Source organism: Tenacibaculum aquimarinum (assembly GCF_022478115.1).
In the GTDB taxonomy this organism is placed as follows: Bacteria; Bacteroidota; Bacteroidia; order Flavobacteriales; family Flavobacteriaceae; genus Polaribacter; species Polaribacter aquimarinum_A.
The window spans coordinates 587,969-610,802 of record NZ_JAKGSC010000001.1 but is presented as its reverse complement, the minus strand read 5'-3'; the positions used below and the strand labels follow the sequence as shown (position 1 = coordinate 610,802).

Below are 22,834 nucleotides of genomic sequence, written 5' to 3'. Positions count from 1 at the left end.
CCTGCGGAAGCCGGAATCTATAATTAAGTTTCTGTGGATTCCTGACTTCGCAGGAATAACAATTGGTGTAAATTAAGCTATTCTCTAAATTTTATTTTTTCCCAATTAATGTTAGCGTTTTGTTGCAATTTTTTAGGGTTTTCTTTTTTCCAAAGTTCTAAAGTATTAGTTCCCCAAGAATTGTAAAACAGGTATAATTTTCCGTCTCTAATTTCAAAAGTTTTTGGGTTTATGGAAACTTTTTCTCCATTTAAACCAATTGCGTAAGCACAATAACCACCAAATTGAGGTATATATTTTTTAGGAGATTTTTTAAACCTTTCTAAGTTTTTTGCCGAAGAAAAACGAAAAGTAACACCATCGTGTTTTGTAGTAATTTTTTTATTTCCTTTTACAGCTTTGTTGTTAAAGTATTCTACAACATCGTAACCATTAGCAATGGCTCCTTTTTGAGTATTATAATCTACTTGTTGACTATAAAGACTACTTGTAATTAGGGAAAATAAGATATAAATAAACTTCATAGAATTATTTTTTATGCTGTAAATTTTTCCAATTAGTATCTCCTTTTTCTTGCCTTTTTTTCACATCTCCTTCTTGCCAATCTTCTAATGCACTTCCAATCCAAGGATTGTAAAATAGGTATAATTTTCCGTCTCTAATTTCATAAAATTCAGGATGTGTATACATTTTTTTATTTCTTTCTGCAACAGCATACGCACAATAACCACCGTACTGTGGAATGTATTTATCTGGATTTTCTTTAAATAATTTTAAGTTTTTTTCTGAAGAAAAACAGAAAGCAACACCATCGTGCTTTATAGTAAATTTTTTGCTTCCTTTTTTAACCTGATTGCTAAAATAAGCTACTACATCATAACCACTCGCAACAGCTCCTTTTTTAGTATTATAGTCCGTTTGTTGTGCAAAAAAAACAGTTGAAAAGCTAAGAAAAATAAAGGTTATACAGTGTTTCATTATTTATTTTTTAAAAGTAGTCGCTGAAAAATAGGTTAATTTACAAAACAATTTTTCTAAGACCAATTTTTTTATTAATGTCTTCTACTTTTAAAAAATAAATTCCGCTACTTAAACTAGAAACATCAACTTTATTTTTATTAGTTTTTTCTATGACCAACTGCCCTAAATTATTAAATATTTTCACATTAATAATATCAGTATCCGATTTTATAAAAAGATTCTTTTTTGCAGGAATAGGATATACATTAAAGTTTAATGAAACTTCATCAGAAATTCCTAAAAAAGCCACCATTTCAGTTAGTGCAATGTTTGTTTCTATAGGTAAATTAAAATCAAAATAAATACTAGCGTCATTTTCTATTATTTCTCCAATACCAATATTTTCTTTTGGTTTTATTTTATATGTAATATAACCGTGAGAATTTGGTTCGTCTGATGTGCTATCAGGAAGATTAATGTTTTCAAAAATAAACTCAATTTTATTTCCGTTACTTACGCTTACTCTGTTTGTATGACTTAAGCTTTCTAATTGAAAAGTACTCCAATCGAGATTTTCATTTAAGATGTTTTTTACTACAACATTAATTGCGCTAGCTGTTCCTGTATTTTGAAAACGAATGATATAGTGTAAAAACTCATCAGATTTATCAATTAGAACTTGATTTCCTTCTATGCATGTAATGTCATTTGGGTCAAAAGAACCAATTATTGTTTGGTTTAAAATATATGTATTATCTTCTGGAGTATTATCGTTATTATTAGGAGTTATAGTGACATTAAATTCTAATTCTTCATCAATATTAACAGTTGGTGGAGCAAAAACATTAAAATTTACATTTATAGATTTACTTTCAAAAGGGTTTAAGTTTGTAAAGTTAAATGTTAAAGAATTTGAAGTTTGAAAAGTAACACTTGGTGTAGCGGTTAGAAAATTTAATTTACTATCATCAAAAGTTATAGTTACTTCTCCGCTTAACTGAGTTGTTCCAACATTATTGTATGTAATAATATATGAAGCATCAAAACCTGGTCTAGCTTCTGAGGTTGGAGCAATACTAATATTTAAATCGTTTGTTGTTTCATTAGAAGAAATACAAAAATCTTTAACATCTGTATTTCCAAAACTTGTAAAATTAGATACTTGTGAATTTTGATTTATAGAGAAATAACTTGGTAGTGTACTTAAATTAACACTTGTTGTATAATCGCCTTCTCCAGTATAAATTAAATAACTTCCATCTGATTCTGAAATCGTCCCAAAGCTATTAGATCCATCAGTTGAGGTAATTAACAAATTAGCAATATTTATTGTTGTATTTGTACACCCATCATTATTAATATCATATTTTATATTTCCTGTTATTTGATTTGATAAAGCAGGAGAAAAACTACAATACTCAGTAAAATTAACATTATGACCAACATCTTGTGTAATTCTATCTGTAAGAGTTGTGTTACTTATATCGTCTACACAAACGTTAAGTAAACCAGGTAATCCTCCAAAATTACTGGCAGGTGAATTATACAACCTATGAGAGTTTCCATTTTTTAGGTTTATATATGATAAATTATTATTTCCACTAGCATTTAGTTGTGAAAATAAATGGTTTGAACTAAGGTTTAATTCAGAAAGATTATTATTTCCTATTATTAGTTTTTCTAAATTAAGGTTGTTACTTAAATCAATACTTGTAAGGTTATTACTTTCAATATGAAGATATGTTAAAGCTGTGTTTTGGCTCAAATCTATTTCTGTTATAGAATTATTCCAAACCCAAATTTTAGTCACATTTATAAACGCTTCAATTCCAATTAAACTTTCAACTTGTCTTTCCCAAGCATGAATAGTTCCAGTAAAGGCTTCTGCTTCGGTAACTTGAATTTCTCCATCGTTATTTGTGTCAATAATATCTTGACTGTTAATTAAAGCAGCTTTAAATTGATTATCAGGAATATTTACTACTTGAGCATTAGTAAATAAAGAGGAAAAAATATAAAATATAAAAAATAAACACCTCATAATCATGATTTTAATCAGTAATATACAAAAAATTACAACACCATTAAGTTACAACCTCTAATATCAGAATTATCAAAACGACCAATAACTTCAAAAGTTCCGTTTTGGTGTAGTTTTCCTAAATCTTGTGTGGCAATAAATGAACAAGAATTATAATTTGCTAAATCTATTACGTTGATTCCGCCAGATTTTCCTGGTTTTTGAATTGATAACGCGTCTTCTGTATCGCGTGTTAAAATTTTCATCCAAGGCGGACAATCAAAAACACCATTTCCGTTAGAATAACCTTGACTTAATAATTCTGTCATTCCGTATTCTGAATGAATTTTTTCAACACCAAAACCATCAGAAAGAATTGAATGTAATTCTGAACGAACAAGTTCTTTTCGCCTTCCTTTCATTCCACCAGTTTCCATAATTATGGTGTTTTTTAGGTTGAATTGCTGTTTTTCAACCAAATCTAACAAAGCAAAAGAAACACCAATTAAGAGCGTTTTTTGTCCATTTTTATCTAATTTCTCAATTTTTTGAGTGATTTCATCCAAATTATGCAAATAAAAGCCACTTTCATGATTTTTAGATTTGGTAATTAAATCATCAACCATAAAAACCAACGAAGAACCTTTTCGTTCTAAATAATTAGGTAATAATGCTAAAACAGCATAATCTTCTATGTTTCCGTAAAAATGTTGAAACCCTTTTAAATAAGATTTTGTGTACCAAGATAAGTCAGTAATAAAATGCTTACTTGTTGTACTTCCTGTAGTTCCAGAACTTGTAAATGTTTCCTGAATTTCTTCTGAAGAAGCAATAATTTCATGCGATTTAAAAAACTGAATTGGTAAAAACGGAATTTCTTCAACAGTTTTTACATCAGAAGGATGCACATTTATTAAGTCGCAAAAAGAACGATATGTTCTATTATTTTTAAATTGATGTTTAAAAACTTGTAGCGCAGCATTTGTAAACTCTGCTTCGGTTTGTATGTTAAAAATTTCGTCTTGCATTCAAGACAAAAGTAGTTTATTCCGTATAAATTTTTACCACTAATTCGCCTTTATCATTCATAGAAGCTCTATACATTCCAGCAGTGTTAAATTCAAAAGACATATTACCATTTTTATCAAGCGCAACAACTCCGCCAGTTCCTCCAAGTTTTGTTAATTTATGTTGAATAACGTCTGTTGTAGCTTCTTTTAAGGTTTTATGTTGATATTCCATTTGTGCAGAAATATCGTAGGCAACTTGACTTCTAATAAAATATTCTCCCCAACCTGTTGAAGAAACTCCACATGTTAAGTTATTTGCATAGGTTCCAGAACCAATAATTGGCGCATCTCCAATTCTTCCCCAACGTTTGTTGGTCATTCCTCCGGTAGAAGTTCCTGCAGCAATATTTCCGTTTTTATCTAAAGCAACACAACCAACCGTTCCAAATTTTGCGTTTTTAATATCAGCATCGTAAAAAGCAGCTTTTTTATCGTCATGATCTAATTCCGTTTTTGCTTTATTTTTTATTCTTTGTAAAGATTGAAAACGTCTTTCAGTATAAAAATAACTTGGATCTACAATTTCCAACCCTTTTTCTTTAGCAAATTCAGCAGCACCTTTACCAGAAAGCATTACATGATCAGAATCTGTCATTACTTTTATGGCTAATTCTATCGGACTTTTTACACTTGTTACGCCAGCAACAGCAACTGCATTTAATGTTTTTCCGTCCATAAATGAGGCATCTAATTCGTTGGTTTCTTCATGTGTAAAAACAGCTCCTTTTCCTGCATTAAATAATGGCGATTCTTCCATTACTTGTATCGTTTTCATTACAGCATCTTGGCTTGTTCCGCCATTTTTTAAAATTGAATGACCAACTTTTATAGCTTCTTCTAACTTTGATTTGTATGCAGCTTCTTTTTCATCAGACATATTTTTCTTTAAAATAGTTCCTGCGCCACCATGAATTATAATAGCGAATTCATTCTGTTTTTCGCCTAAAGTTGATTTAGTTTCATTTTTACAACCAAAAGTGATTAATAATAAAGCAGTAATCAAAAGGATTTTTTTCATAACAATTTGTTTAGAATTAAACAAAAATAGTTAATTCTGTTTAATTTATAAATGTGTAAAATTATTCGTAATTTCGAACTTCTAAATTAAACAACTAAAATTTAACAACAAAATGACTGATTTTGGAATTAAAGAAGCCTTATTAGAATTAGGTTTACAAGACATAAATAACGGAACTTCTACAGGTTCTAACATTTTTTCTAATGGAGAAATTATTGAAAGTTACTCTCCTGTTGATGGAAAATTAATTGGTAGTGTAAAAGCTACGACTAAAGAAGATTACGAAAAAGTGATGGATGCTGCGACAAAAGCATTTTTATCATTTAGAGATATGCCAGCTCCACAAAGAGGAGAAATTGTACGTCAGTTTGGTAATAAATTAAGAGAAAAGAAAGAAGCGCTTGGTAAATTGGTTTCTTATGAAATGGGAAAATCGTACCAAGAAGGTTTAGGTGAAGTGCAAGAAATGATTGACATCTGTGATTTTGCAGTTGGACTATCAAGACAATTAAACGGACAAACAATTCCGTCGGAAAGACCAGGACATGTAATGAGAGAACAATGGCATCCAATTGGTGTTGTTGGTATTATCTCTGCATTTAATTTTCCTGTTGCAGTTTGGGCTTGGAACACAGCTTTAGCTTGGATTTGTGGTGATGTTTGTGTGTGGAAAGCTTCTGAAAAAGCACCTTTATGCTCAGTTGCTTGCCAGAATATAATTGCAGAAATTTTAAAAGACAATAATTTACCAGAAGGAATTTCTTGTATTATAAATGGAGATTATAAAGTTGGAGAAATGATGACAACCGATACTCGTATTCCTTTAGTTTCTGCAACAGGTTCTACAAGAATGGGAAGAATTGTTGGCGCAACTGTTGCGCAACGTTTCGGAAAATCTTTACTAGAATTAGGAGGAAACAATGCTATTATTATTACACCAACTGCAGATTTGAAAGTTGTAGTTCCTGGTGCTGTTTTTGGAGCTGTTGGAACATGTGGACAACGTTGTACTTCAACAAGAAGATTAATAATTCACGAATCGGTTTACGATAAAGTAAGAGATGCAATTGTTGGTGCTTACGGACAAATTAAAATTGGAAATCCGTTAGACGAAACAAAACATGTTGGCCCGTTAATAGATCATGATGCTGTAAATACCTATTTAGCTGCTATTGAAAAAGCAAAAGCTGAAGGTGGAAATGTATTAGTTGAAGGAGGAGTTTTAAAAGGTGAAGGTTATGAAAGCGGATGTTATGTAAAACCAGCAATTATTGAAGCAGAGAATCATTTTGAAATTGTTCAACATGAAACGTTTGCACCAATTTTATATTTAATGAAGTATTCTGGAGAAGTAGAAAACGCTATCGCTAAACAGAATGGTGTTGCTCAAGGTTTATCTTCTGCAATTATGACCAATGAAATGAAAGAAGCTGAGAAATTTTTGTCTTATGCAGGTTCAGATTGCGGAATTGCAAATGTAAATATTGGAACTTCTGGTGCAGAAATTGGTGGTGCTTTTGGTGGTGAAAAAGAAACTGGTGGCGGTAGAGAATCTGGTTCAGATGCTTGGAAAGTTTATATGAGAAGACAAACAAATACTATAAATTATTCTGATGAATTGCCATTAGCGCAAGGAATTAAGTTTGATTTATAAGTCGATAATCGACATTTTAACATACTAAAAAGGCTTCACAAATTGTGAAGCCTTTTTTAATTCAAATAATTAAGTAGAAATTATGCTGTTTCTAAAGCTGTTTTTATAACAGAATACGCATCTTTTGCTTTAGACATTTTTGCATATTCTAGCGCTGTAAATCCTTTTTCAGATTTTACATTTAATTTTGCTCCATGTTTAATTAATAATTTTGCAATTTTTGTTTTGTTATAACGTGCAGCAAACATCAAGGGAGTCATTCCTGTAGATTTTCTATTAATGTTGGTTCCGTTGTTAATTAAATTTTTAACAGCATCGTAATTTCCAGCTACAATTAATTGGCATAATGCACTTAATTTTGGAGCTTCAATTGATGTTGTAACTAAAGAACTTTTTACTTTGTTGTTGGCATTTACATTGTTAAAAGAGATTGTAAAGACGAATAAAATAAAGGCTAATTTTTTCATAATATTAAGTTTTATAAATTTAGGTTTGTATTATAATAGACTATTGAAATTAAATTTAGTTTCAACAAAATCAGACACTTAACATTTATTTGTGATTATTTCTTAAAATACTCTTAATTAAAATTAAAACAGTTTTATCTTCCAAACACACAAAATGGTGACTTTTGAGTTAAAGTTGTTTCTTATAGATAGTTAGAAGAATAGTTTTATTTTTCAATATTATTTAATACTTTCACAATCAACAATTTAAATCACTAACTAATGAGTAAAAAAACAAGTTATTTATTGGGTATTTTGTTAACCATTATTGTCGGTACATTTTTGTACTGGAAACTTTGTTGTAGCGCTTGTTGCGGAGAAAAAACCTGCAAGTTAAACAAAGAAAAAGTAGACAATAATTCGGTTACACCTGATAAAACAGCAGCAACATTATGGCCTTTTAGTATTAAAGATGCCGATGGAAATTTATCTTTTAGCACAAAAGATAATTTTAAATTTAACAGTTCTAATTTTAAAATATTAGATTCAGTTTCATCATCAATTAACGATGGTATCTTAAATGTAAAAGAATATTTAGATGCTAATGGAGAAAAAAGATTTAACATTACGGGTTATTATACAAGTGATGAAGAAAACCCTTCAGCCTTTCCAAATTTAGGTTTAGCTAGAGCAAATTCTGTAAAGAATTATATGGTTTCTAAAGGAATTTCTTCGAAGTTAATAAACACTTTTGGAAAACTAAATGATGAAATGGCTCCTAACGCAAATGGAATTTTCCATGGTCCATTAGGTTTTGATATTTTTACAAGAAGTGAAGACTCTTCTTCTTCTGATGAAGCATTAGCAAAAGCCTGTGAAGGAATTAAAGCGAATCCGTTAGTATTGCATTTTAATACAGGACAAGCAAGTATAAATTTAACGGCAGAACAACGTCAAAAAATAGCTGATATCTCTAGATGTGTAGATAAATTAGGCGCTAAAGTTCAAGTTGTAGGTCATACAGATAATACTGGTAACGCAGATAATAACATGGTTTTAGGACAGAATAGAGCAGATTTTGCAAAAAACTACCTAGTTAACAACGGTATTTTAAGTGATAATATTAACGCTACTTCTAAAGGTCCAAATGAACCTATTGCAGATAATGCAACTGATGAAGGTAAAGCAAAAAATAGACGAACAGTCGTAACAATTAACTAAACAAACTTTAAAAAATATAAATTATGAATTGGTGTATATTAATCCCATTATTAGTAGGTCTTATTTCGGCTATATTAGGTTATTTATTAGGAAAACTTCTTAGCGGAGGTGAAAATAATGATGATTCTAATGCTAGAATTGCAAGTTTAGAAGCAGATTTAAATGCTTGTAAAGCAAGTAAAACTCGTTTAGAAAGTGACTTGTCTTCAGCAAAATCAAGTTTATCTAGCGGAAGTGGAACAGCTAACATGGCATCTTCATTTGCAGGTGCAGCAGCTACAGCAATTGCATTTGATGCAGCGGCAGCTAAAGCCGCTTTTGGTAAAAAAGTAAAAGAAAACGACTTAACAGTTGTTGAAGGAATTGGACCAAAAATTCAAGAGTTATTCCATAATTTTGATGTAAAAACTTGGGCAGGTTTAGGATCAACTTCAGTAGAAAAATGTCAAGAAGTTTTAGAAAGCGGTGGCGCACGTTTTAAAATGCACAATCCAAAAACTTGGCCTAAACAAGCAGGTTTAGCTGCAGCAGGAAAATGGCAAGAATTAAAAGACTGGCAAGATGCTTTAGACGGCGGAAGATAATAGTCTTTAAAATAGTTAAAAGCCTCATTACACAATTTGTAGTGAGGTTTTTTTATTAATAATACGTTACTTTTCTAAGTACACGCATTGCTTCTTTATACTTAATGTATGTTGTTTTGTTATCTAACATTTTAATATAATTTTTAGCTTTTTTAAGTTGCTCAGGAGCATCTAAAAAACCATTTAAAAAGCAAATTAAATAACTTGTTGGAAGTTTAAAAACAGCTTTTTGTTCTGTTAACGAAAGAGGAGTTTTATTTTCAATTTTAGTAATTATTGCATTGTTGTTCTTGTAAATACTTTCAATTACTTCTTTATTATATTGTGGCGGATCAAATAAAAATTCATTAACAATATCATGCTTTCCATTGTCTTTAAAGTTGATAATTGTTTTCTCTAACGGATAATGAGTTTCATTTTTATCAATACCTAATAGAATGTATTCCGTAACTATAAAACTGTTATTATTGTATTCAATTTTTACTTCGTCTAAAGAGGAATAAAACAACCTAACTTGTTCGTTTATTAACTCAATATCTACTCTAGAATAAAATTCTTCGCCTTTAATAATTGTTTTTTCTCCAGCCCAACATAACACAAATTGCTCTTTAAAAACTTTGTATTGTGGATTGTATTTTGGTTTATGACTATTCATAAAATCGAAGACACCGTCTAAGGTTAATTCAATATTATTACGAGCATTTTTTTCAATAGCTTCAACAATATTTTTGTTGGTATTTCTTAATTCAAAGTTAGTTCCAAGAAAAGGCATAGAGTTACTTCCTCTTCTGTAAAAAATGGTTTCCCGTTTATATTTCCAAGCATTTTTAAGTAAAGAAGTAATGTTGTTATTTGGATGAATTGTTACCAAACCAATTACTTTATGACGAGGTAAACGAGGAAAAGCAACATTCTCGTATTCAATTTTTGGTGGATTTTTTAAATAGGCATTTACTAAATTCTGAATCTTACTATCATCAAAAAAATCGACTCCTATAATTTTACTTTCTTCATCTTCTATACCAATTACGATGTAAGAATTATTAGTAGGATTAGAATTGGAAAGTGCACATATATGTTTTAAAAACTTTGCTTTTCCTTCTTTAGAATTTAAGGATAACTTTTGCTTTTTATCATAAAAACTATTCTCATCGTTATGAGAAAGTAAATTTTTGATAAGTAAGCGTTTGTTAATCATTTTTTAACTCTTATTTATCATAGTTGCACTTGCTTGTGCTGTTGGATACACAACTAAATCTTCAATATTAACATGATATGGTCTTGTAACCACAAAGTGAATAATATCCGCAATATCTTCTGCTTGCAAGGCTTTATAACCTTGGTAAACTGTTTTTGCTCTTTCTGTATCGCCTTTAAAACGAACGTCTGAAAACTCGGTTTCTACCAAACCAGGATGAATTGCAGAAACTCTTATATTATGTTGATTTAAATCCAATCGCATAGATTTATTTAAAGCGTCTACAGCATGTTTTGATGCACAATATACATTTCCGTTTGCGTACACTTCTTTTGCGGCAATAGAACCAATATTTACAATAAAACCACTGTTGTTATCAATCATATTTGGAATAATTGCTTTAGAAACATACAACAATCCCTTTACGTTAATATCTAACATTGCGTCCCAATCGTCAATACTTCCATCTTGTATAGAACTTAAACCATGCGCATTACCTGCGTTATTGATTAAAATATCAATCTGTTTAAAATTATCTGGAATAGATTTTATAGCTTTTTCAACATCGTTTCTTTTAGAAACATCAAATTGTAAGGTTGTTACTTCTGTTAGTTTGCTTAATTCTTGTTGCAATTCTTGTAAACGATCTGCTCTTCTTCCGCAGAGAATTAATCTAATATTATTTTTTGCAAACAACTCTGCCGTAGCTTTACCAATACCAGAAGTTGCGCCTGTAATAAATGCCGTTTTACTCATTAAGTTTTGTTTTTGTTAAAGGTAGTTGTTTCTATTAAAAAAAGAAAATATGCCATAGAAAAAGCCACCTCTCTCGAGGTGGCTTTTCTTTCAATTGGTTATAAATAACCAACCAAAAATCAACTAACCAAACTTTATTTTAAATTTCTTCTAATCTTTTTTTCTCTTACTACTTTAGTACGTTTTCTACCGTTATTCCTTACAGCTGTATTAGCATCTCCACCTTTAAGGTATTGGATAAATCCTCTTCCAGAGAAATCGTACTTTGTTTCTGAATCTATATGATATAAACTTACCTTTCCGTCATTTATAACGCTCAATTCAAACTCTTCTATATCTCCACCATCATAATTAAGTGTTAAAACTTTTAAATCTTCATAACCAGTTACATCATATATTTTGTAATCTCCTACATAATCCCAATCTATAGAATCAACATCCGTGCCAAGCGCGTCTTGAGAAGAATAAAAAGTTGTTATATTTTCTGGAGTAAAAGCTAGATAATTTTCATTATCAAAATCATTTGGTACTCCACCAGTTACTGCCGTTTTTTCCCAATCTATATATTCTTGTAAAAAGTATTCAATGTTTTCATAAAATAACTTATCGTAATCAAAATTGTTGCGTTGGTATCCTATTAAATAATAGTTTACATTTTCTCTTGGGTTGTATATTCTTATTTCGTTTGATGAAATCTGATGTACATCAAAATCGTTGTAACCATCTAAATCGTGGTTAGTTTCTAAAACACCATTGTAAGTGTTGTAGTTTCCAACTAAAATTCCAAGACCATTTCCTGTTCTACCAATATCTACAATATTGTTATTAGCGTATAAACGACCATTTAAAAATGATAATGTAAAAGCTCTAGATACAAAAGGAATATCTCCTGTTCCGGTTGTTCTATGGTAATCTATATACCATAAATCATAATCGGTAACTAATTGCTCTAAAGAAACGCTTGTGTCATCTAAATAAGTATCGTTGCTTACTACACAAGATGTAAATAGCAAACTACTTAATAGGAATATTGAGAGTAATTTTAAAGTTTTCATAAGTATAAGTTTTAAGGTTATGCTTATACTAAGACAAATTGCGTGCCAAAAATAAAAAACACCCTTTTAAGAGTGTTTTGTTTATTGATAGTCAACATGTTATTTATTTGTATTTTATTTCCTAGGTTTTGCTGAAGGATAAAAAACAGCTTCTCCTTTTTTAATATTCTCTACTTTAAAAAATTTAGTTTCCCCGTTTTCTAAGTAGCTTATTACAGCTTCGTTTTCTTTTAATTCGAACGGAAACTTCTTTTCTGGCGCTTTATTTCCGTATTCTTTTTTGCTGTCTTTATGAAGTATTAAATCTTCTTTAGAATTTACGGTTGAAGTATTAAAATGACCTTTTATATAGTTTTTCTTTTTAATAGTTTCTAATTCTATTTTAGCTTTTCTTCCCTTAAAAAATAAACTATCAAAACTAACCATAGCAGTTGCTTCGTAGTTTATAATCACATTAGTTCCACTAACTCCAGGCATTCCACCAACATAGTTTTTATATGTTGCGTTGTTTATTTTAAAAGGCGGATTATCTTCAAATTTTATGCTTGCACATTGAAATAATGTTGCAATTATTGCAAAAAGACCAATAAGTTTCATATTCTTCATTTATATAAAATATAATTTACAAGTAGTGTGCCAAGGTACAAATTATTTAAACAGATTATGTAACTTTACTCAATGACCATTTTAAAATGAAGTATAACCTTTTAACATGTAGGTTTCTTAAATTATGATAACAAATTGTATTAGAACAAACTCTAAAAACCAAGATTTTAAAAACTTGGTTAAGCATTTAGATGCGTATTTAAAAATTACTGATGGAGATGAACATGATTTTTATAATCAGTATAATAATATTGATGTTTTAAAACAAGTAATTGTTATTTATGACGCTAAAAAACCGATTGGTTGTGGCGCAATTAAAAAGTTTGATGATGTCTCCGTTGAAGTAAAAAGAATGTTTGTTTCTGAGGAAAATAGAGGTAAAGGAGTTGCTCAAAAAATATTAAAGGAACTAGAAATTTGGGCAAATGAATTGGGTTATAAAAAATGTGTTTTAGAAACAGGAAAAAGACAAGTAGAAGCTGTAATTTTTTATAAAAAATGCGCTTATAAAATTATTCCAAATTATGGGCAATATAAAGGTATGGACAACAGTATATGTTTTGAAAAAACAATTTAAATGAATTACAGTTATTGGGAATATAAAGAATGGTTTTCTAACATCGATTTTACAATTGTTGGTAGCGGAATTGTGGGTTTAAATTGTGCTTTAGAACTTCGGAAAAAACACCCAAAAGCTAAAATTTTGATTCTCGAAAAAGGAATTTTACCGCAAGGAGCAAGTACAAAAAATGCCGGTTTTGCCTGTTTTGGAAGTTTATCTGAAATTATTGACGATTTAAATACACATTCTGAAGAAGAAGTTTATAATTTGGTTGAAAAACGCTGGAATGGTTTACAATTACTTCGGAAGAATTTAGGAGATTCTAATATAGATTTTCAGCAGAATTTTGGATACGAATTATTTAATGACAAGCAGTTTTTTGAAGAATGTTTGGCACAAAAAGAGAATATAAATAAACTTTTAAAGCCAATTTTTAATGCTGATGTTTTTTTGGTTGAAGAATATAAATTTGGTTTCAAAAATGTACTACCAAACCATTTTGTAAATATTTTTGAAGGTCAAATAAACACTGGTAAAATGGTTTCTGAATTAGTAAGTAAAATTCAAAAAAATGGAATTAAAATTTTAAACAATATTTCTGTTGAAAGTTTTTCTGAAAGTGGAAATGTTGTTGAGGTAAAAACCGATAAAATTACCTTTAAAACAAATAAGCTATTTATTGCTACAAATGGTTTTGCTAACAAACTTTTAAACGAAAAAGTACAACCAGCTAGAGCACAAGTTCTCATTACAAAACCGATAAAAAATTTACAGATAAAAGGAACATTTCATTTAGATAAAGGTTATTATTATTTTAGAAATATTGATGATAGAATTCTTTTTGGTGGCGGAAGAAATCTCGATTTTAAAACCGAACAAACTACAGAATTTGGTGAAACTGAAATTATTCAGAATGAATTAGAAAGGATTTTAAAAACTACAATTTTACCAAACACAAATGTTGAAATTGAACACAGATGGAGCGGAATTATGGGAGTTGGGAATCAGAAAAAAGCTATTGTAAAACAATTGTCTAATAATGTTTTCTTTGGAGTTCGTTTAGGTGGAATGGGAATTGCAATTGGTAGTTTAATTGGTAAAGAATTAGCAGAATTAATAGATTAATATAATTTCGAGCGCAGTACAGAAATCTTATGAAAATAAAACAAGAACTATACAACCTTTGCCAAGAGTACGTAAACAAACGTTTACAAACTGTTGAAGAGATAATTTCTTCTAACCAGAAAGCTTTGCAATCGGAAACCAAAAGTTCTGCTGGCGATAAGCATGAAACTGGGCGCGCAATGTTGCAATTAGAAATGGAAAAAGCAGGACAACAATTGGCAGGAATTACCCAAATGAAAGAAGTTTTAGCAAGAATAGATGTAGAAAAAACCTCTAAAGTTGCTCGTCTAGGAAGTTTAATTAGTACAGATAAAGCTAATTATTTTTTATCTATTTCTGCAGGTAAATTAGAGATTTCGGGCAATTTATATTTTGCTATTTCTGTAGTTTCACCAATTGGTAAACTGTTATTAGGTAAACAGAAAAATGATGTGATTATTTTTAACAATAATAAATCCATAATAAAAAAGATAATATAAAAGTTGTATTTTGTAGGTCTAAATATCTAATAATTAACTTTTAAGACTAAATGTCAAACACTTCATATAAGACACACAATTACAAAAAACTTCAAAAAACAAATTTTGACATTATAAATTTTGAAAATTTACCAGAACTTGAAGGTGAAGAAATTCTTACAAGAAACCATAAGGTAGATTTTTACGCATTGATTTTTATTACAGAAAATAATGGTAAGCATTCAATAGATTTTAAAGACTATGATTATAGTAAAGGAACCATTTTAGCAATTAGAAAAGACCAAATGCACCGGTTTTATCTAAATAAAGACACTAAAGGATTTTTATTGTGTTTTAAGGAAGAGTTTTTAAATAGTTATTTAAATGAAATTGAGGTTTCAAGTGCAATACAAATGTTTAATGAATTGTTAGTTTCTCCTAAAACTCAATTTGAGCAAAGAGATTTTAAAGGTATTTCTCAATTAATAAAAGGTATAGAAAAAGAGGTTTTAGTTATAAATGATATTTATTCTTATAAACTTATAAGAAGCCTTTTACATATTTTAATTACATTAATTTATAGGCTAAAATCTAAAGAATATAATAATAATCAACAGAGTAAGTATTTAAAAGATTTTATTAAATTTCAAAATATTCTAGAAGAAGATTATTGTAAAACTAAAAAAGTTTATGATTACGCAAGTAAGCTAGGTTTTTCTACAAAAAAGTTAAATACTGTTGTAAAATTTATTGCGAATAAACCTGCAAAAGAGTTTATTGATGACACTGTTGTTATTAAAGTAAAAAGATTGCTTTTACAGTATGACCTTTCTATAAAAGAGATTGCTTTTAAGGTAGGTTTTAAAGACCCGACCAATTTACATAAGTATTTTAAAAAGCATACCAGTTTAACTCCAGAAGAATTTAGAAAAAAGTATCCAAGTTAATTTTTTTGTTTTTCCCATTTTAACAGTTTATAAGCGGTTAATTACATTTGTTTTTAACAAACACAGCTTATCTTTGTCTTGTAATATTTTCAATATGAAAAAATATCCCCCAATTTTTCATAGAGTTTAAATCACACATTCAAATCATCTTAATTATTTAATTAAGGTGATTTTTTTTATAATTTTATTTGAATAAAATTTCCTTTTCTTACATCATGAGAATGATTTAAAAATACTATTTGATTTTCAAATTCAACTTCAATTAACCAATAAAACCCTTTAAAGTAAGAGTTTAAAACGGTTGCCTGTGCTGAACTTGATTCAGTACCTATAGATTCTACAATTTTAATTTGATGCGGATATAATAAATGCGTTTCTCCTTTTAGAGTAATTTCATTTACATCGTCAAACAAAGAAGCAATGTATTTACTTTTTGGTTTGTTGTAAATTGCTATTGGAGTTTGGTTAGCAATTATTTTTTGATCTTGTATTACAATCAATTTATCAGAAAAAGAAAGTGCATCATTTTCATCATGTGTGGCAATTATACAAGCAATGTTTTTTTCTTTTAAAAAGGTAAATAAATTTCTTCTTAATGAGTTCTTTTTAAAGTTATCTATTTGTCCAAAAGGTTCGTCTAGCAATAACACTTCGGGCTCTTTTGCTAAGGCTCTTGCAATGGCAACACGTTGTTGCTGACCGCCACTTAAGTTTTTTACTTTAGTGTTTTCAAAAGCTTTCATTTCTATAACTTCTAGTAATTCTTGAGTTCTGTTTTCTGCTTCTTCTGGATAGAAACGAGATAAGAATTTTTTAATATTTTCTGAAACTGAAGTAAATGGCATTAAATCGAAATCTTGTGCTACGTATTTAAAGTTTTCGAAACCTGGAACTAAGTTGTGTTTTGGCCCTAAAACGGGTTCTTTATTCCAAGAAATGTCTCCTTTTTCTAGGTCTAATAATCCGTAAATTATTTTTAAAAGTGTCGATTTTCCGCTTCCGCTTTCGCCCATTATGCATAAATGTTCTCCTGCTTCTACTTGAAATGAAATGTTTTTTAAAACATTTTTACTTTCTTTATAATTAAATGATATGTTGTTTACTTGTAACATGGTGTAAAAATAAGTGTTATTTATCTTTCTTTTTTCCATTGCAAAAAAAAGAAATAAAAAAAACCGACACATTGCTGTATCGGTTTTATATGATATAATTTGTATAATTCTCCGTAAAGAGAATCATAACAAAAGACACTGCGTGTCTACCAGATTCTAACTCTTTCTTCTGGTTTTATGTACATTTTATCACCTTCTTTAACGTCAAAAGCTTCATAGAAAGCATCTACGTTTTTAAGTGGCATATAGGCTCTGTATTGTCCTGGAGCGTGTGTGTTTGTCATAATTAAATTCTTAAGAGCTTCATCACGCATTTTAGTTCTCCAAATAGTTCCCCAAGAAAGGAAAAAACGTTGTTCTGGAGTATAACCATCAATATTTGCTGGTCTTCCTTCTTTTTCTAAGAAAATTTTCAATCCTTCATAAGCAGCTTGTACACCACCTAAATCTCCAATATTTTCTCCTAAAGTAAACTCACCGTTTAAGTGCATGCTATCGATAGCAATAATATCGCTGTATTGTTTTACTAATTGTTTACCAATTACACCAAATTTTTCAGAATCTTCGTCTGTCCACCAGTTTTTAAGGTTTCCATCACCATCAAAACGAGCTCCAGAATCATCAAAACTATGAGAAATTTCGTGTCCAATAACAGCTCCAATTCCACCATAATTTACAGCTTCGTCTGCTTTATAATCATAAAAAGGAGGTTGTAAAATAGCTGCTGGAAATACAATTTCGTTATTTACAGGATTAAAATAAGCGTTTACAGTTTGTGGAGACATTCCCCATTCAGTTCTGTCTACTGGTTTCCCTAACTTATCCATGTTTTTGTTGTAGTTCCATTTTGTAACGTTTAGTGCGTTTTCGAAATAAGTACCACCTTTTTCTAAACCTTTAACTTGTAAAGCAGAATAGTCTTTCCAAACATCTGGATAAGCAATTTTAACGGTTAATTTGTGTAATTTTTCTAATGCTTTTGTTTTAGTCTCTTCGCTCATCCACTCTAAACCAGCAATACGTTTTTCGAAACCTAACATTACATTGTCAATCATTTCTTCTGCTTTCTTTTTAGCTTCTGGCGGAAACATTTTGTCTACATATAATTTACCTAAGGCTTCACCAACGGCTCCATTTAAGTTTCCTAAAGCACGCTCGTCTCTTGGACGTTGTTTTTTAGCTCCACGCATTTCTTTGCTGTAAAACTCCCAATTTGCAGTTTCTAAATCGGTAGATAATACACCTAAAGAGTTGTTGATTGCTCCCCAACGTAATAATAGTTTAATATCTTCTACAGAACGAGATGCTAAAATTCCGCTCAGTGCTTTAAAGTATCCTAAATCTGTAACAATTATTTTATCTAAATCAGTTACTCCAATACCTTTTAAGTGCGCATCCCAATCAATTCCTGGAGATAATTTAGACAACTCTGCAACCGACATTGGGTTGTACATTTTACGAGTATCTCTTCGCTCTTCTTTAGTCATCATTGGTTCTGCTAAGCTTTTTTCGAAAGCAACAATAGTAGCCGCATTCTTTTTAGCGGTAGCTTCATCATCTCCAAAAGTTGTAAACATCTTAGCAACAAATTCTTGATATTTTGCTAATTTATCTGCTACTTTAGCATCTACATAATAATCTCTAGATAAACCTAAACCACCAGCGCCCATATAACCTGCATATTGACTACTGTTTTTTAAATCGTTATAAACACCAAAACCGTAAAAACCACCACCACCATAAGGAGCCATGTTTGTTATATAAGTTTCAACATCTTTCTTGGTTTTAATTTCATCAATTTTAGCTAAAAAAGGTTTTATTGGTTCTATACCTTGTTTGTTTCTTGCAACAGTATCCATTATAGTTTCATAATAGTTTACTGCTTTTTCTTGATCTGAATCTATTTCATTTCCGTTTGCATCTTTTACCTTCGGAAAATCTCTTTGTTCAATTGCTTCGTTTAAAATATCCAATACATCTGCATCGGTTTTTTTACGTAATTCACCAAAACCACCCCAAGAAGTTCTGTCTGCAGGAATTTCAGTATTATCTAACCAAGTTCCGTTTACATATCTAAAGAAATCATCTGTAGGTTTTACAGAAGTATCCATGTTTTCAAGGATAATACCTGCAGATCTTTCTTCAGATTTATCTTGTTTACAAGCAATCATTCCGGCAGCAATTGCAGAAACAAAAAGTGCTTTTTTAATTATTTTCATTGTATTTAATTTAGATTGATTTAAGTATTAGTGTCTTAATTTGTAATCTGTTACAGAATTTAACTTTTTATTTTAGCCTTCGGCGGATTTGGTAATTGGTCAAATCCCATATTAAATAAAGTAAACCCAAATATATCTGAATACTGCTCAATAGTTTTTGCTACTGGTGTTCCAGCTCCATGACCTGCATTAGTTTCTATTCTTATCAATGTAGGATTATTTCCTGTTTGTTTGTCTTGCAATTCTGCAGCAAATTTAAAACTATGTGCTGGTACAACTCTATCATCATGATCTCCTGTTGTTACCATAGTTGCAGGATACGAAACACCTTCTTTTACATTGTGTACTGGCGAATATCCTTTTAAATATTCAAACATTTCTTTGCTTTGTTCTGCAGTTCCATAATCGTACGCCCAACCTGCTCCTGCTGTAAATGTGTGGTAACGTAACATATCTAAAACTCCAACTGCTGGTAAAGCAACCTTCATTAAATCTGGTCTTTGTGTCATTGTTGCCCCAACTAATAAACCTCCGTTAGAACCTCCACGAACAGCTAAATAATCTGATGAAGTATAGTTTTCAGCAATTAAATATTCCGCGGCAGCGATAAAATCATCAAATACATTTTGTTTCTTCATTTGTGTTCCTGCATCGTGCCATTTTTTACCATATTCTCCACCACCACGTAAATTAGGTACAGCGTAAACTCCACCTTGTTCCATCCAAACTGAATTTGCAATACTAAAACTTGGTGTTAAGCTAACATTGAATCCTCCATAACCATATAAAATAGTTGGGTTTTTTCCGTTTAACTCAATTCCTTTTTTATGTGTAATAATCATTGGAACTTTTGTTCCGTCTTTTGATGTATAAAAAACTTGATTACTTTCATAATCATCAGAATTAAAATCTATTGCTGGTTTCCAGTAAGATTCATACGTTCCGTCTTTTGGATTAAATTTATAAGATGAGTTTGGTGTATTGTAGTTTGTAAAAGAAAAATACAATTCTTTAGCATCTTTTTTTCCTCCAAAACCACCGGAAGAACCAACTCCAGGTAATTTTACTTCTCTTACTAATTTTCCATCATAATCATATTGTAATACTTTTGAAACTGCATCAACCATATATTCTGCAAAGAAATAACCAGCGCCAGAATTTAAACTTAAAACGTTTTCTGTTTCTGGAATAAAATCTTTCCAGTTTTCTGGGGTTGGATTTGTAATATCTACTGTTACTACTTTTTTGTTTGGAGCATCTAAATTGGTTACTAAATATACTTTATTGCCAATAATATCAATTGGATATGTATCGCTATTAGTATGATCTAAAACAGTTACTAACGGGCTATTTGGTTTTCTAAGATCTTTAAAGAATAATTTATTTCCAGAAGTTGAAACACTTGCTGTAATAATAAGAAAGTTATTGTCTTCTGAAACGCCACCACCAACATATCTGTGCTTTTCTGAAGGAATAGCTCCAAAAATAACAGGATCGTTTTTTTGTGATGTTCCTAATTTATGATAGTATAATTTGTGCTGATCTGTTTTTGCAGACAATTCACTTCCTTTAGGTTTGTCGTAACTTGAGTAATAAAAACCTTCGTTTTTGTACCAAGAAATTCCTGAGAATTTTACATCAACCAATGTATCTTCTTTTACGGTTTTAGTTTCTGCATCTAAAACAATAATTTTACGCCAATCAGAACCTCCTTCAGAAATTGAATACGCAACAGTTTTTCCGTCTTTAGAAAAACTAAGAGAGCTTAAAGAAGTTGTTCCGTCTTCAGAAAACGTATTTGGATCTAAAAACACTTCTGGTTCTCCACCATCTTTTTGTCTGTAAACAACATATTGGTTTTGTAAACCATCATTTTTATAGAAATATGTGTAATCTCCTTCTTTAAATGGTGTTCCAACTTTTTCGTAATTCCACAATTCAGACAAACGATCTTTTAATTGTTCTCTGTATGGAATTTTACTTAAATAATCGAAAGTAACTTTGTTTTCTGCTTTAACCCAGTCTTCAGTTTCTTTACTTCTATCGTCCTCTAACCAACGATAATTGTCTGTTACAGCGGTTCCAAATAACGTGTCTACGACAGCTTTTTTGGCAGTTTCAGGATACTTCACTTCTATATTTCTTTGTTTGATTTCTTCTTTACAAGAGACAAAAATTGCACTTGCACATAAGATAGGAATGATTAATTTCTTCATGTTATTTGGTTTAGTAATTCTTCAAAGTTAGCTGAAAAAGCCTTAAAACCCTATATTTTAAGAGGAATTTAACACTATGTAATGTTTCCTAAATAAAACGACTATTTTTGTGAAAATGTTTCTACTAATTTGGAAACACTTAAATTTTAAAAAATGACAGAAAATTTAACAAAAGCTACTTTTTTAGAAAAAGTATTTAATTACGAAGAAAATAAAACATGGAAATTTGAAGGAGACAAACCAGTCTTAATCGATTTTTATGCAGATTGGTGTGGACCATGTAAAGCATTAGCGCCAGTTTTAGAAGTGCTTTCTGAAGAATACGGAGATAAAATACACATTTATAAAATAGATACTGAAGCAGAACAAGAATTGGCTGCTGCATTTGGAATTAGAAGTATTCCATCAATGTTATTTTGCCCAATGGAAGGTGAACCTCAAATGGCAAATGGTGCGTTACCAAAACCAGAATTGGAGCGAATTATTGCTGATGTTCTTAAAGTAGAGAAATAAAAAAATCCCGAGTTAAAAACTCGGGATTTTTGTTTTATAAAAATTTACCTGAAAGTAATTATATCAAATTATTTGCAACTAAATATTCTGCAATTTGAACTGTATTTGTTGCAGCACCTTTTCTAAGATTGTCAGAAACAATCCATAAGTTTAAGGTGTTTTCTTGAGACTCATCTCTTCTAATTCTTCCCACAAAAACTTCATCTTTATTATGAGCGTTTATTGGCATTGGATATACATTGTTTGCTAAATCATCCTGTACAATAACTCCAGGGAAATCATTTAAAAGTTGACGAACTTCAGCTACATCAAAATCATTTTCAAACTGCACATTTACCGCTTCTGAATGTCCACCAGCAGTTGGTATTCTAACCGCAGTTGCAGTTACAGAAAAAGAATCGTCACGTAAAATTTTCTTAGGTTCTTTAACCAATTTCATTTCTTCTTTTGTGTATCCGTTTTCTAAGAAAATATCACAATGAGGTAAAGCGTTTCTTCCAATTTTATGTGGATATGCCATTTCGCCATCAACACCAGCTTCTTCGTTATCTAATTGTTTAACAGCTTTTACACCAGTTCCTGAAACCGATTGATACGTAGAAATTACCAAACGTTTCATTTTATATTTATCATGTAAAGGAGATAAAGCCATTACTAACTGAATTGTAGAACAGTTTGGATTTGCAATAATTTTATCTTCCGCAGTTAAAACATCTCCATTAATTTCTGGAACTACTAACTTTTTTGTTGGATCCATTCTCCAAGCAGAAGAATTATCGATAACAGTTGTACCAGCTTCTGCAAATTTAGGAGCCCATTCTAAAGAAGTATCTCCACCAGCAGAAAATAATGCTACATCTGGCTTCATTTTTACAGCATCTTCTAAAGTTACAACGGTATAATCGTTTCCTTTATATGCTAATTTTTTACCAGCAGATCTTGCCGATGCTACCGGAATTAATTCTGTTATTGGTAAATTACGTTCTTCTAAAACTTGCAACATTACGGTTCCTACCATTCCTGTTGCTCCTACTACAGCTACTCTCATACTTATTTTTTTGATAAATAAATTATTTACTAAGACTACGCAAAGG

Annotated in this window: 22 protein-coding genes; 8 read left to right on the top strand and 14 right to left on the bottom strand. The window is 30.3% G+C overall.

Annotated elements, in window-relative coordinates:
- Positions 1–77 precede the first annotated feature (77 nt).
- The 5 genes from L1S33_RS02955 to L1S33_RS02935 are packed head-to-tail and all read right to left on the bottom strand — an operon-like array spanning position 78 to position 5,068.
- The gene (locus tag L1S33_RS02955; protein ID WP_240561169.1) at positions 78–524 is read right to left on the bottom strand and encodes a YHS domain-containing (seleno)protein; all 447 of its coding nucleotides are present in this window, start codon (positions 522–524) and stop codon (positions 78–80) included.
- 4 nt (positions 525–528) lie between these two features.
- Entirely contained in the window at positions 529–978 is a 450-nt protein-coding gene (locus tag L1S33_RS02950) for a YHS domain-containing (seleno)protein (protein ID WP_240561168.1), read from the bottom strand.
- Between the two features lie 40 nt (positions 979–1,018).
- On the bottom strand, positions 1,019–3,001 hold the full coding sequence (locus L1S33_RS02945) for a DUF7619 domain-containing protein (protein ID WP_240561167.1): 1,983 nt from the start codon (positions 2,999–3,001) through the stop codon (positions 1,019–1,021).
- 32 nt (positions 3,002–3,033) lie between these two features.
- A complete protein-coding gene (locus tag L1S33_RS02940) occupies positions 3,034–4,008 on the bottom strand; it encodes a LuxE/PaaK family acyltransferase (protein WP_240561166.1) in 975 nt (324 codons plus the stop codon).
- Positions 4,009–4,024: 16 nt separating this feature from the next.
- On the bottom strand, positions 4,025–5,068 hold the full coding sequence (locus L1S33_RS02935) for an isoaspartyl peptidase/L-asparaginase family protein (protein WP_240561165.1): 1,044 nt from the start codon (positions 5,066–5,068) through the stop codon (positions 4,025–4,027).
- A gap of 112 nt (positions 5,069–5,180) precedes the next feature.
- On the opposite strand from L1S33_RS02935, the gene amaB reads away from it, so the two are divergent.
- A complete protein-coding gene (amaB, locus tag L1S33_RS02930) occupies positions 5,181–6,722 on the top strand; it encodes an L-piperidine-6-carboxylate dehydrogenase (protein ID WP_240561164.1) in 1,542 nt (513 codons plus the stop codon).
- A gap of 80 nt (positions 6,723–6,802) precedes the next feature.
- Here the strand turns inward: amaB and L1S33_RS02925 are convergent, their stop codons facing one another.
- Positions 6,803–7,189, bottom strand: a complete 387-nt coding sequence (locus tag L1S33_RS02925) for an ankyrin repeat domain-containing protein (RefSeq protein ID WP_240561163.1) — start codon at positions 7,187–7,189, stop codon at positions 6,803–6,805.
- A gap of 261 nt (positions 7,190–7,450) precedes the next feature.
- Here L1S33_RS02925 and L1S33_RS02920 point away from each other — a divergent pair, with 261 nt between their 5' ends.
- The gene (locus L1S33_RS02920; RefSeq protein ID WP_240561162.1) at positions 7,451–8,389 is read left to right on the top strand and encodes an OmpA family protein; all 939 of its coding nucleotides are present in this window, start codon (positions 7,451–7,453) and stop codon (positions 8,387–8,389) included.
- Between the two features lie 23 nt (positions 8,390–8,412).
- Entirely contained in the window at positions 8,413–8,973 is a 561-nt protein-coding gene (locus L1S33_RS02915; protein ID WP_240561161.1) for a hypothetical protein, read from the top strand.
- Positions 8,974–9,028: 55 nt separating this feature from the next.
- On the opposite strand, the gene L1S33_RS02910 is transcribed toward L1S33_RS02915, so the two are convergent.
- The 4 genes from L1S33_RS02910 to L1S33_RS02895 form a co-directional block, all read right to left on the bottom strand.
- Complete coding sequence (locus tag L1S33_RS02910; RefSeq protein ID WP_240561160.1) at positions 9,029–10,171, bottom strand: ATP-binding protein; 1,143 nt, start codon at positions 10,169–10,171, stop codon at positions 9,029–9,031.
- A gap of 3 nt (positions 10,172–10,174) precedes the next feature.
- Positions 10,175–10,927 (bottom strand): SDR family NAD(P)-dependent oxidoreductase, encoded by a 753-nt coding sequence (locus L1S33_RS02905; RefSeq protein ID WP_240561159.1) that lies wholly within the window; start codon positions 10,925–10,927, stop codon positions 10,175–10,177.
- A gap of 134 nt (positions 10,928–11,061) precedes the next feature.
- Positions 11,062–11,982 (bottom strand): hypothetical protein, encoded by a 921-nt coding sequence (locus L1S33_RS02900; RefSeq protein WP_240561158.1) that lies wholly within the window; start codon positions 11,980–11,982, stop codon positions 11,062–11,064.
- A gap of 114 nt (positions 11,983–12,096) precedes the next feature.
- Positions 12,097–12,588, bottom strand: a complete 492-nt coding sequence (locus L1S33_RS02895) for a hypothetical protein (protein ID WP_240561157.1) — start codon at positions 12,586–12,588, stop codon at positions 12,097–12,099.
- A gap of 124 nt (positions 12,589–12,712) precedes the next feature.
- Here L1S33_RS02895 and L1S33_RS02890 point away from each other — a divergent pair, with 124 nt between their 5' ends.
- The 4 genes from L1S33_RS02890 to L1S33_RS02875 are packed head-to-tail and all read left to right on the top strand — an operon-like array spanning position 12,713 to position 15,680.
- On the top strand, positions 12,713–13,165 hold the full coding sequence (locus L1S33_RS02890) for a GNAT family N-acetyltransferase (RefSeq protein ID WP_240561156.1): 453 nt from the start codon (positions 12,713–12,715) through the stop codon (positions 13,163–13,165).
- Positions 13,166–14,275 (top strand): NAD(P)/FAD-dependent oxidoreductase, encoded by a 1,110-nt coding sequence (locus L1S33_RS02885; RefSeq protein WP_240561155.1) that lies wholly within the window; start codon positions 13,166–13,168, stop codon positions 14,273–14,275. It begins immediately after the preceding gene.
- Between the two features lie 29 nt (positions 14,276–14,304).
- Complete coding sequence (locus L1S33_RS02880) at positions 14,305–14,754, top strand: 3-oxoacyl-ACP synthase (RefSeq protein WP_240561154.1); 450 nt, start codon at positions 14,305–14,307, stop codon at positions 14,752–14,754.
- 50 nt (positions 14,755–14,804) lie between these two features.
- Complete coding sequence (locus L1S33_RS02875) at positions 14,805–15,680, top strand: AraC family transcriptional regulator (protein ID WP_240551073.1); 876 nt, start codon at positions 14,805–14,807, stop codon at positions 15,678–15,680.
- 176 nt (positions 15,681–15,856) lie between these two features.
- Here L1S33_RS02875 and L1S33_RS02870 read toward each other — a convergent pair whose 3' ends face one another.
- The 3 genes from L1S33_RS02870 to L1S33_RS02860 all read right to left on the bottom strand — a co-directional run bounded on the left by L1S33_RS02870 (position 15,857) and on the right by L1S33_RS02860 (position 21,227).
- Complete coding sequence (locus tag L1S33_RS02870; protein ID WP_240561633.1) at positions 15,857–16,792, bottom strand: ABC transporter ATP-binding protein; 936 nt, start codon at positions 16,790–16,792, stop codon at positions 15,857–15,859.
- Positions 16,793–16,938: 146 nt separating this feature from the next.
- Positions 16,939–19,011: a M13 family metallopeptidase gene (locus L1S33_RS02865; RefSeq protein WP_240551074.1), complete on the bottom strand. Its 2,073-nt coding sequence runs from the start codon at positions 19,009–19,011 to the stop codon at positions 16,939–16,941.
- Positions 19,012–19,070: 59 nt separating this feature from the next.
- The gene (locus tag L1S33_RS02860; protein WP_240561153.1) at positions 19,071–21,227 is read right to left on the bottom strand and encodes a prolyl oligopeptidase family serine peptidase; all 2,157 of its coding nucleotides are present in this window, start codon (positions 21,225–21,227) and stop codon (positions 19,071–19,073) included.
- Between the two features lie 153 nt (positions 21,228–21,380).
- On the opposite strand from L1S33_RS02860, the gene trxA reads away from it, so the two are divergent.
- Complete coding sequence (trxA, locus tag L1S33_RS02855; protein ID WP_240551076.1) at positions 21,381–21,740, top strand: thioredoxin; 360 nt, start codon at positions 21,381–21,383, stop codon at positions 21,738–21,740.
- 58 nt (positions 21,741–21,798) lie between these two features.
- Here trxA and L1S33_RS02850 read toward each other — a convergent pair whose 3' ends face one another.
- On the bottom strand, positions 21,799–22,788 hold the full coding sequence (locus L1S33_RS02850; RefSeq protein WP_240561152.1) for an aspartate-semialdehyde dehydrogenase: 990 nt from the start codon (positions 22,786–22,788) through the stop codon (positions 21,799–21,801).
- Positions 22,789–22,834: the final 46 nt, after the last annotated feature.

Excerpts from the sequence above, each read along its gene's own strand:
- L1S33_RS02955 (WP_240561169.1), bottom strand. The coding sequence starts at position 524 with ATGAAGTTTATTTATATCTTATTTTCCCTAATTACAAGTAGTCTTTAT.
- L1S33_RS02950 (WP_240561168.1), bottom strand. The coding sequence starts at position 978 with ATGAAACACTGTATAACCTTTATTTTTCTTAGCTTTTCAACTGTTTTT.
- L1S33_RS02945 (WP_240561167.1), bottom strand. The coding sequence starts at position 3,001 with ATGAGGTGTTTATTTTTTATATTTTATATTTTTTCCTCTTTATTTACT.
- L1S33_RS02940 (WP_240561166.1), bottom strand. The coding sequence starts at position 4,008 with ATGCAAGACGAAATTTTTAACATACAAACCGAAGCAGAGTTTACAAAT.
- L1S33_RS02935 (WP_240561165.1), bottom strand. The coding sequence starts at position 5,068 with ATGAAAAAAATCCTTTTGATTACTGCTTTATTATTAATCACTTTTGGT.
- amaB (WP_240561164.1), top strand. The coding sequence starts at position 5,181 with ATGACTGATTTTGGAATTAAAGAAGCCTTATTAGAATTAGGTTTACAA.
- L1S33_RS02925 (WP_240561163.1), bottom strand. The coding sequence starts at position 7,189 with ATGAAAAAATTAGCCTTTATTTTATTCGTCTTTACAATCTCTTTTAAC.
- L1S33_RS02920 (WP_240561162.1), top strand. The coding sequence starts at position 7,451 with ATGAGTAAAAAAACAAGTTATTTATTGGGTATTTTGTTAACCATTATT.
- L1S33_RS02915 (WP_240561161.1), top strand. The coding sequence starts at position 8,413 with ATGAATTGGTGTATATTAATCCCATTATTAGTAGGTCTTATTTCGGCT.
- L1S33_RS02910 (WP_240561160.1), bottom strand. The coding sequence starts at position 10,171 with ATGATTAACAAACGCTTACTTATCAAAAATTTACTTTCTCATAACGAT.
- L1S33_RS02905 (WP_240561159.1), bottom strand. The coding sequence starts at position 10,927 with ATGAGTAAAACGGCATTTATTACAGGCGCAACTTCTGGTATTGGTAAA.
- L1S33_RS02900 (WP_240561158.1), bottom strand. The coding sequence starts at position 11,982 with ATGAAAACTTTAAAATTACTCTCAATATTCCTATTAAGTAGTTTGCTA.
- L1S33_RS02895 (WP_240561157.1), bottom strand. The coding sequence starts at position 12,588 with ATGAAGAATATGAAACTTATTGGTCTTTTTGCAATAATTGCAACATTA.
- L1S33_RS02890 (WP_240561156.1), top strand. The coding sequence starts at position 12,713 with ATGATAACAAATTGTATTAGAACAAACTCTAAAAACCAAGATTTTAAA.
- L1S33_RS02885 (WP_240561155.1), top strand. The coding sequence starts at position 13,166 with ATGAATTACAGTTATTGGGAATATAAAGAATGGTTTTCTAACATCGAT.
- L1S33_RS02880 (WP_240561154.1), top strand. The coding sequence starts at position 14,305 with ATGAAAATAAAACAAGAACTATACAACCTTTGCCAAGAGTACGTAAAC.
- L1S33_RS02875 (WP_240551073.1), top strand. The coding sequence starts at position 14,805 with ATGTCAAACACTTCATATAAGACACACAATTACAAAAAACTTCAAAAA.
- L1S33_RS02870 (WP_240561633.1), bottom strand. The coding sequence starts at position 16,792 with ATGTTACAAGTAAACAACATATCATTTAATTATAAAGAAAGTAAAAAT.
- L1S33_RS02865 (WP_240551074.1), bottom strand. The coding sequence starts at position 19,011 with ATGAAAATAATTAAAAAAGCACTTTTTGTTTCTGCAATTGCTGCCGGA.
- L1S33_RS02860 (WP_240561153.1), bottom strand. The coding sequence starts at position 21,227 with ATGAAGAAATTAATCATTCCTATCTTATGTGCAAGTGCAATTTTTGTC.
- trxA (WP_240551076.1), top strand. The coding sequence starts at position 21,381 with ATGACAGAAAATTTAACAAAAGCTACTTTTTTAGAAAAAGTATTTAAT.
- L1S33_RS02850 (WP_240561152.1), bottom strand. The coding sequence starts at position 22,788 with ATGAGAGTAGCTGTAGTAGGAGCAACAGGAATGGTAGGAACCGTAATG.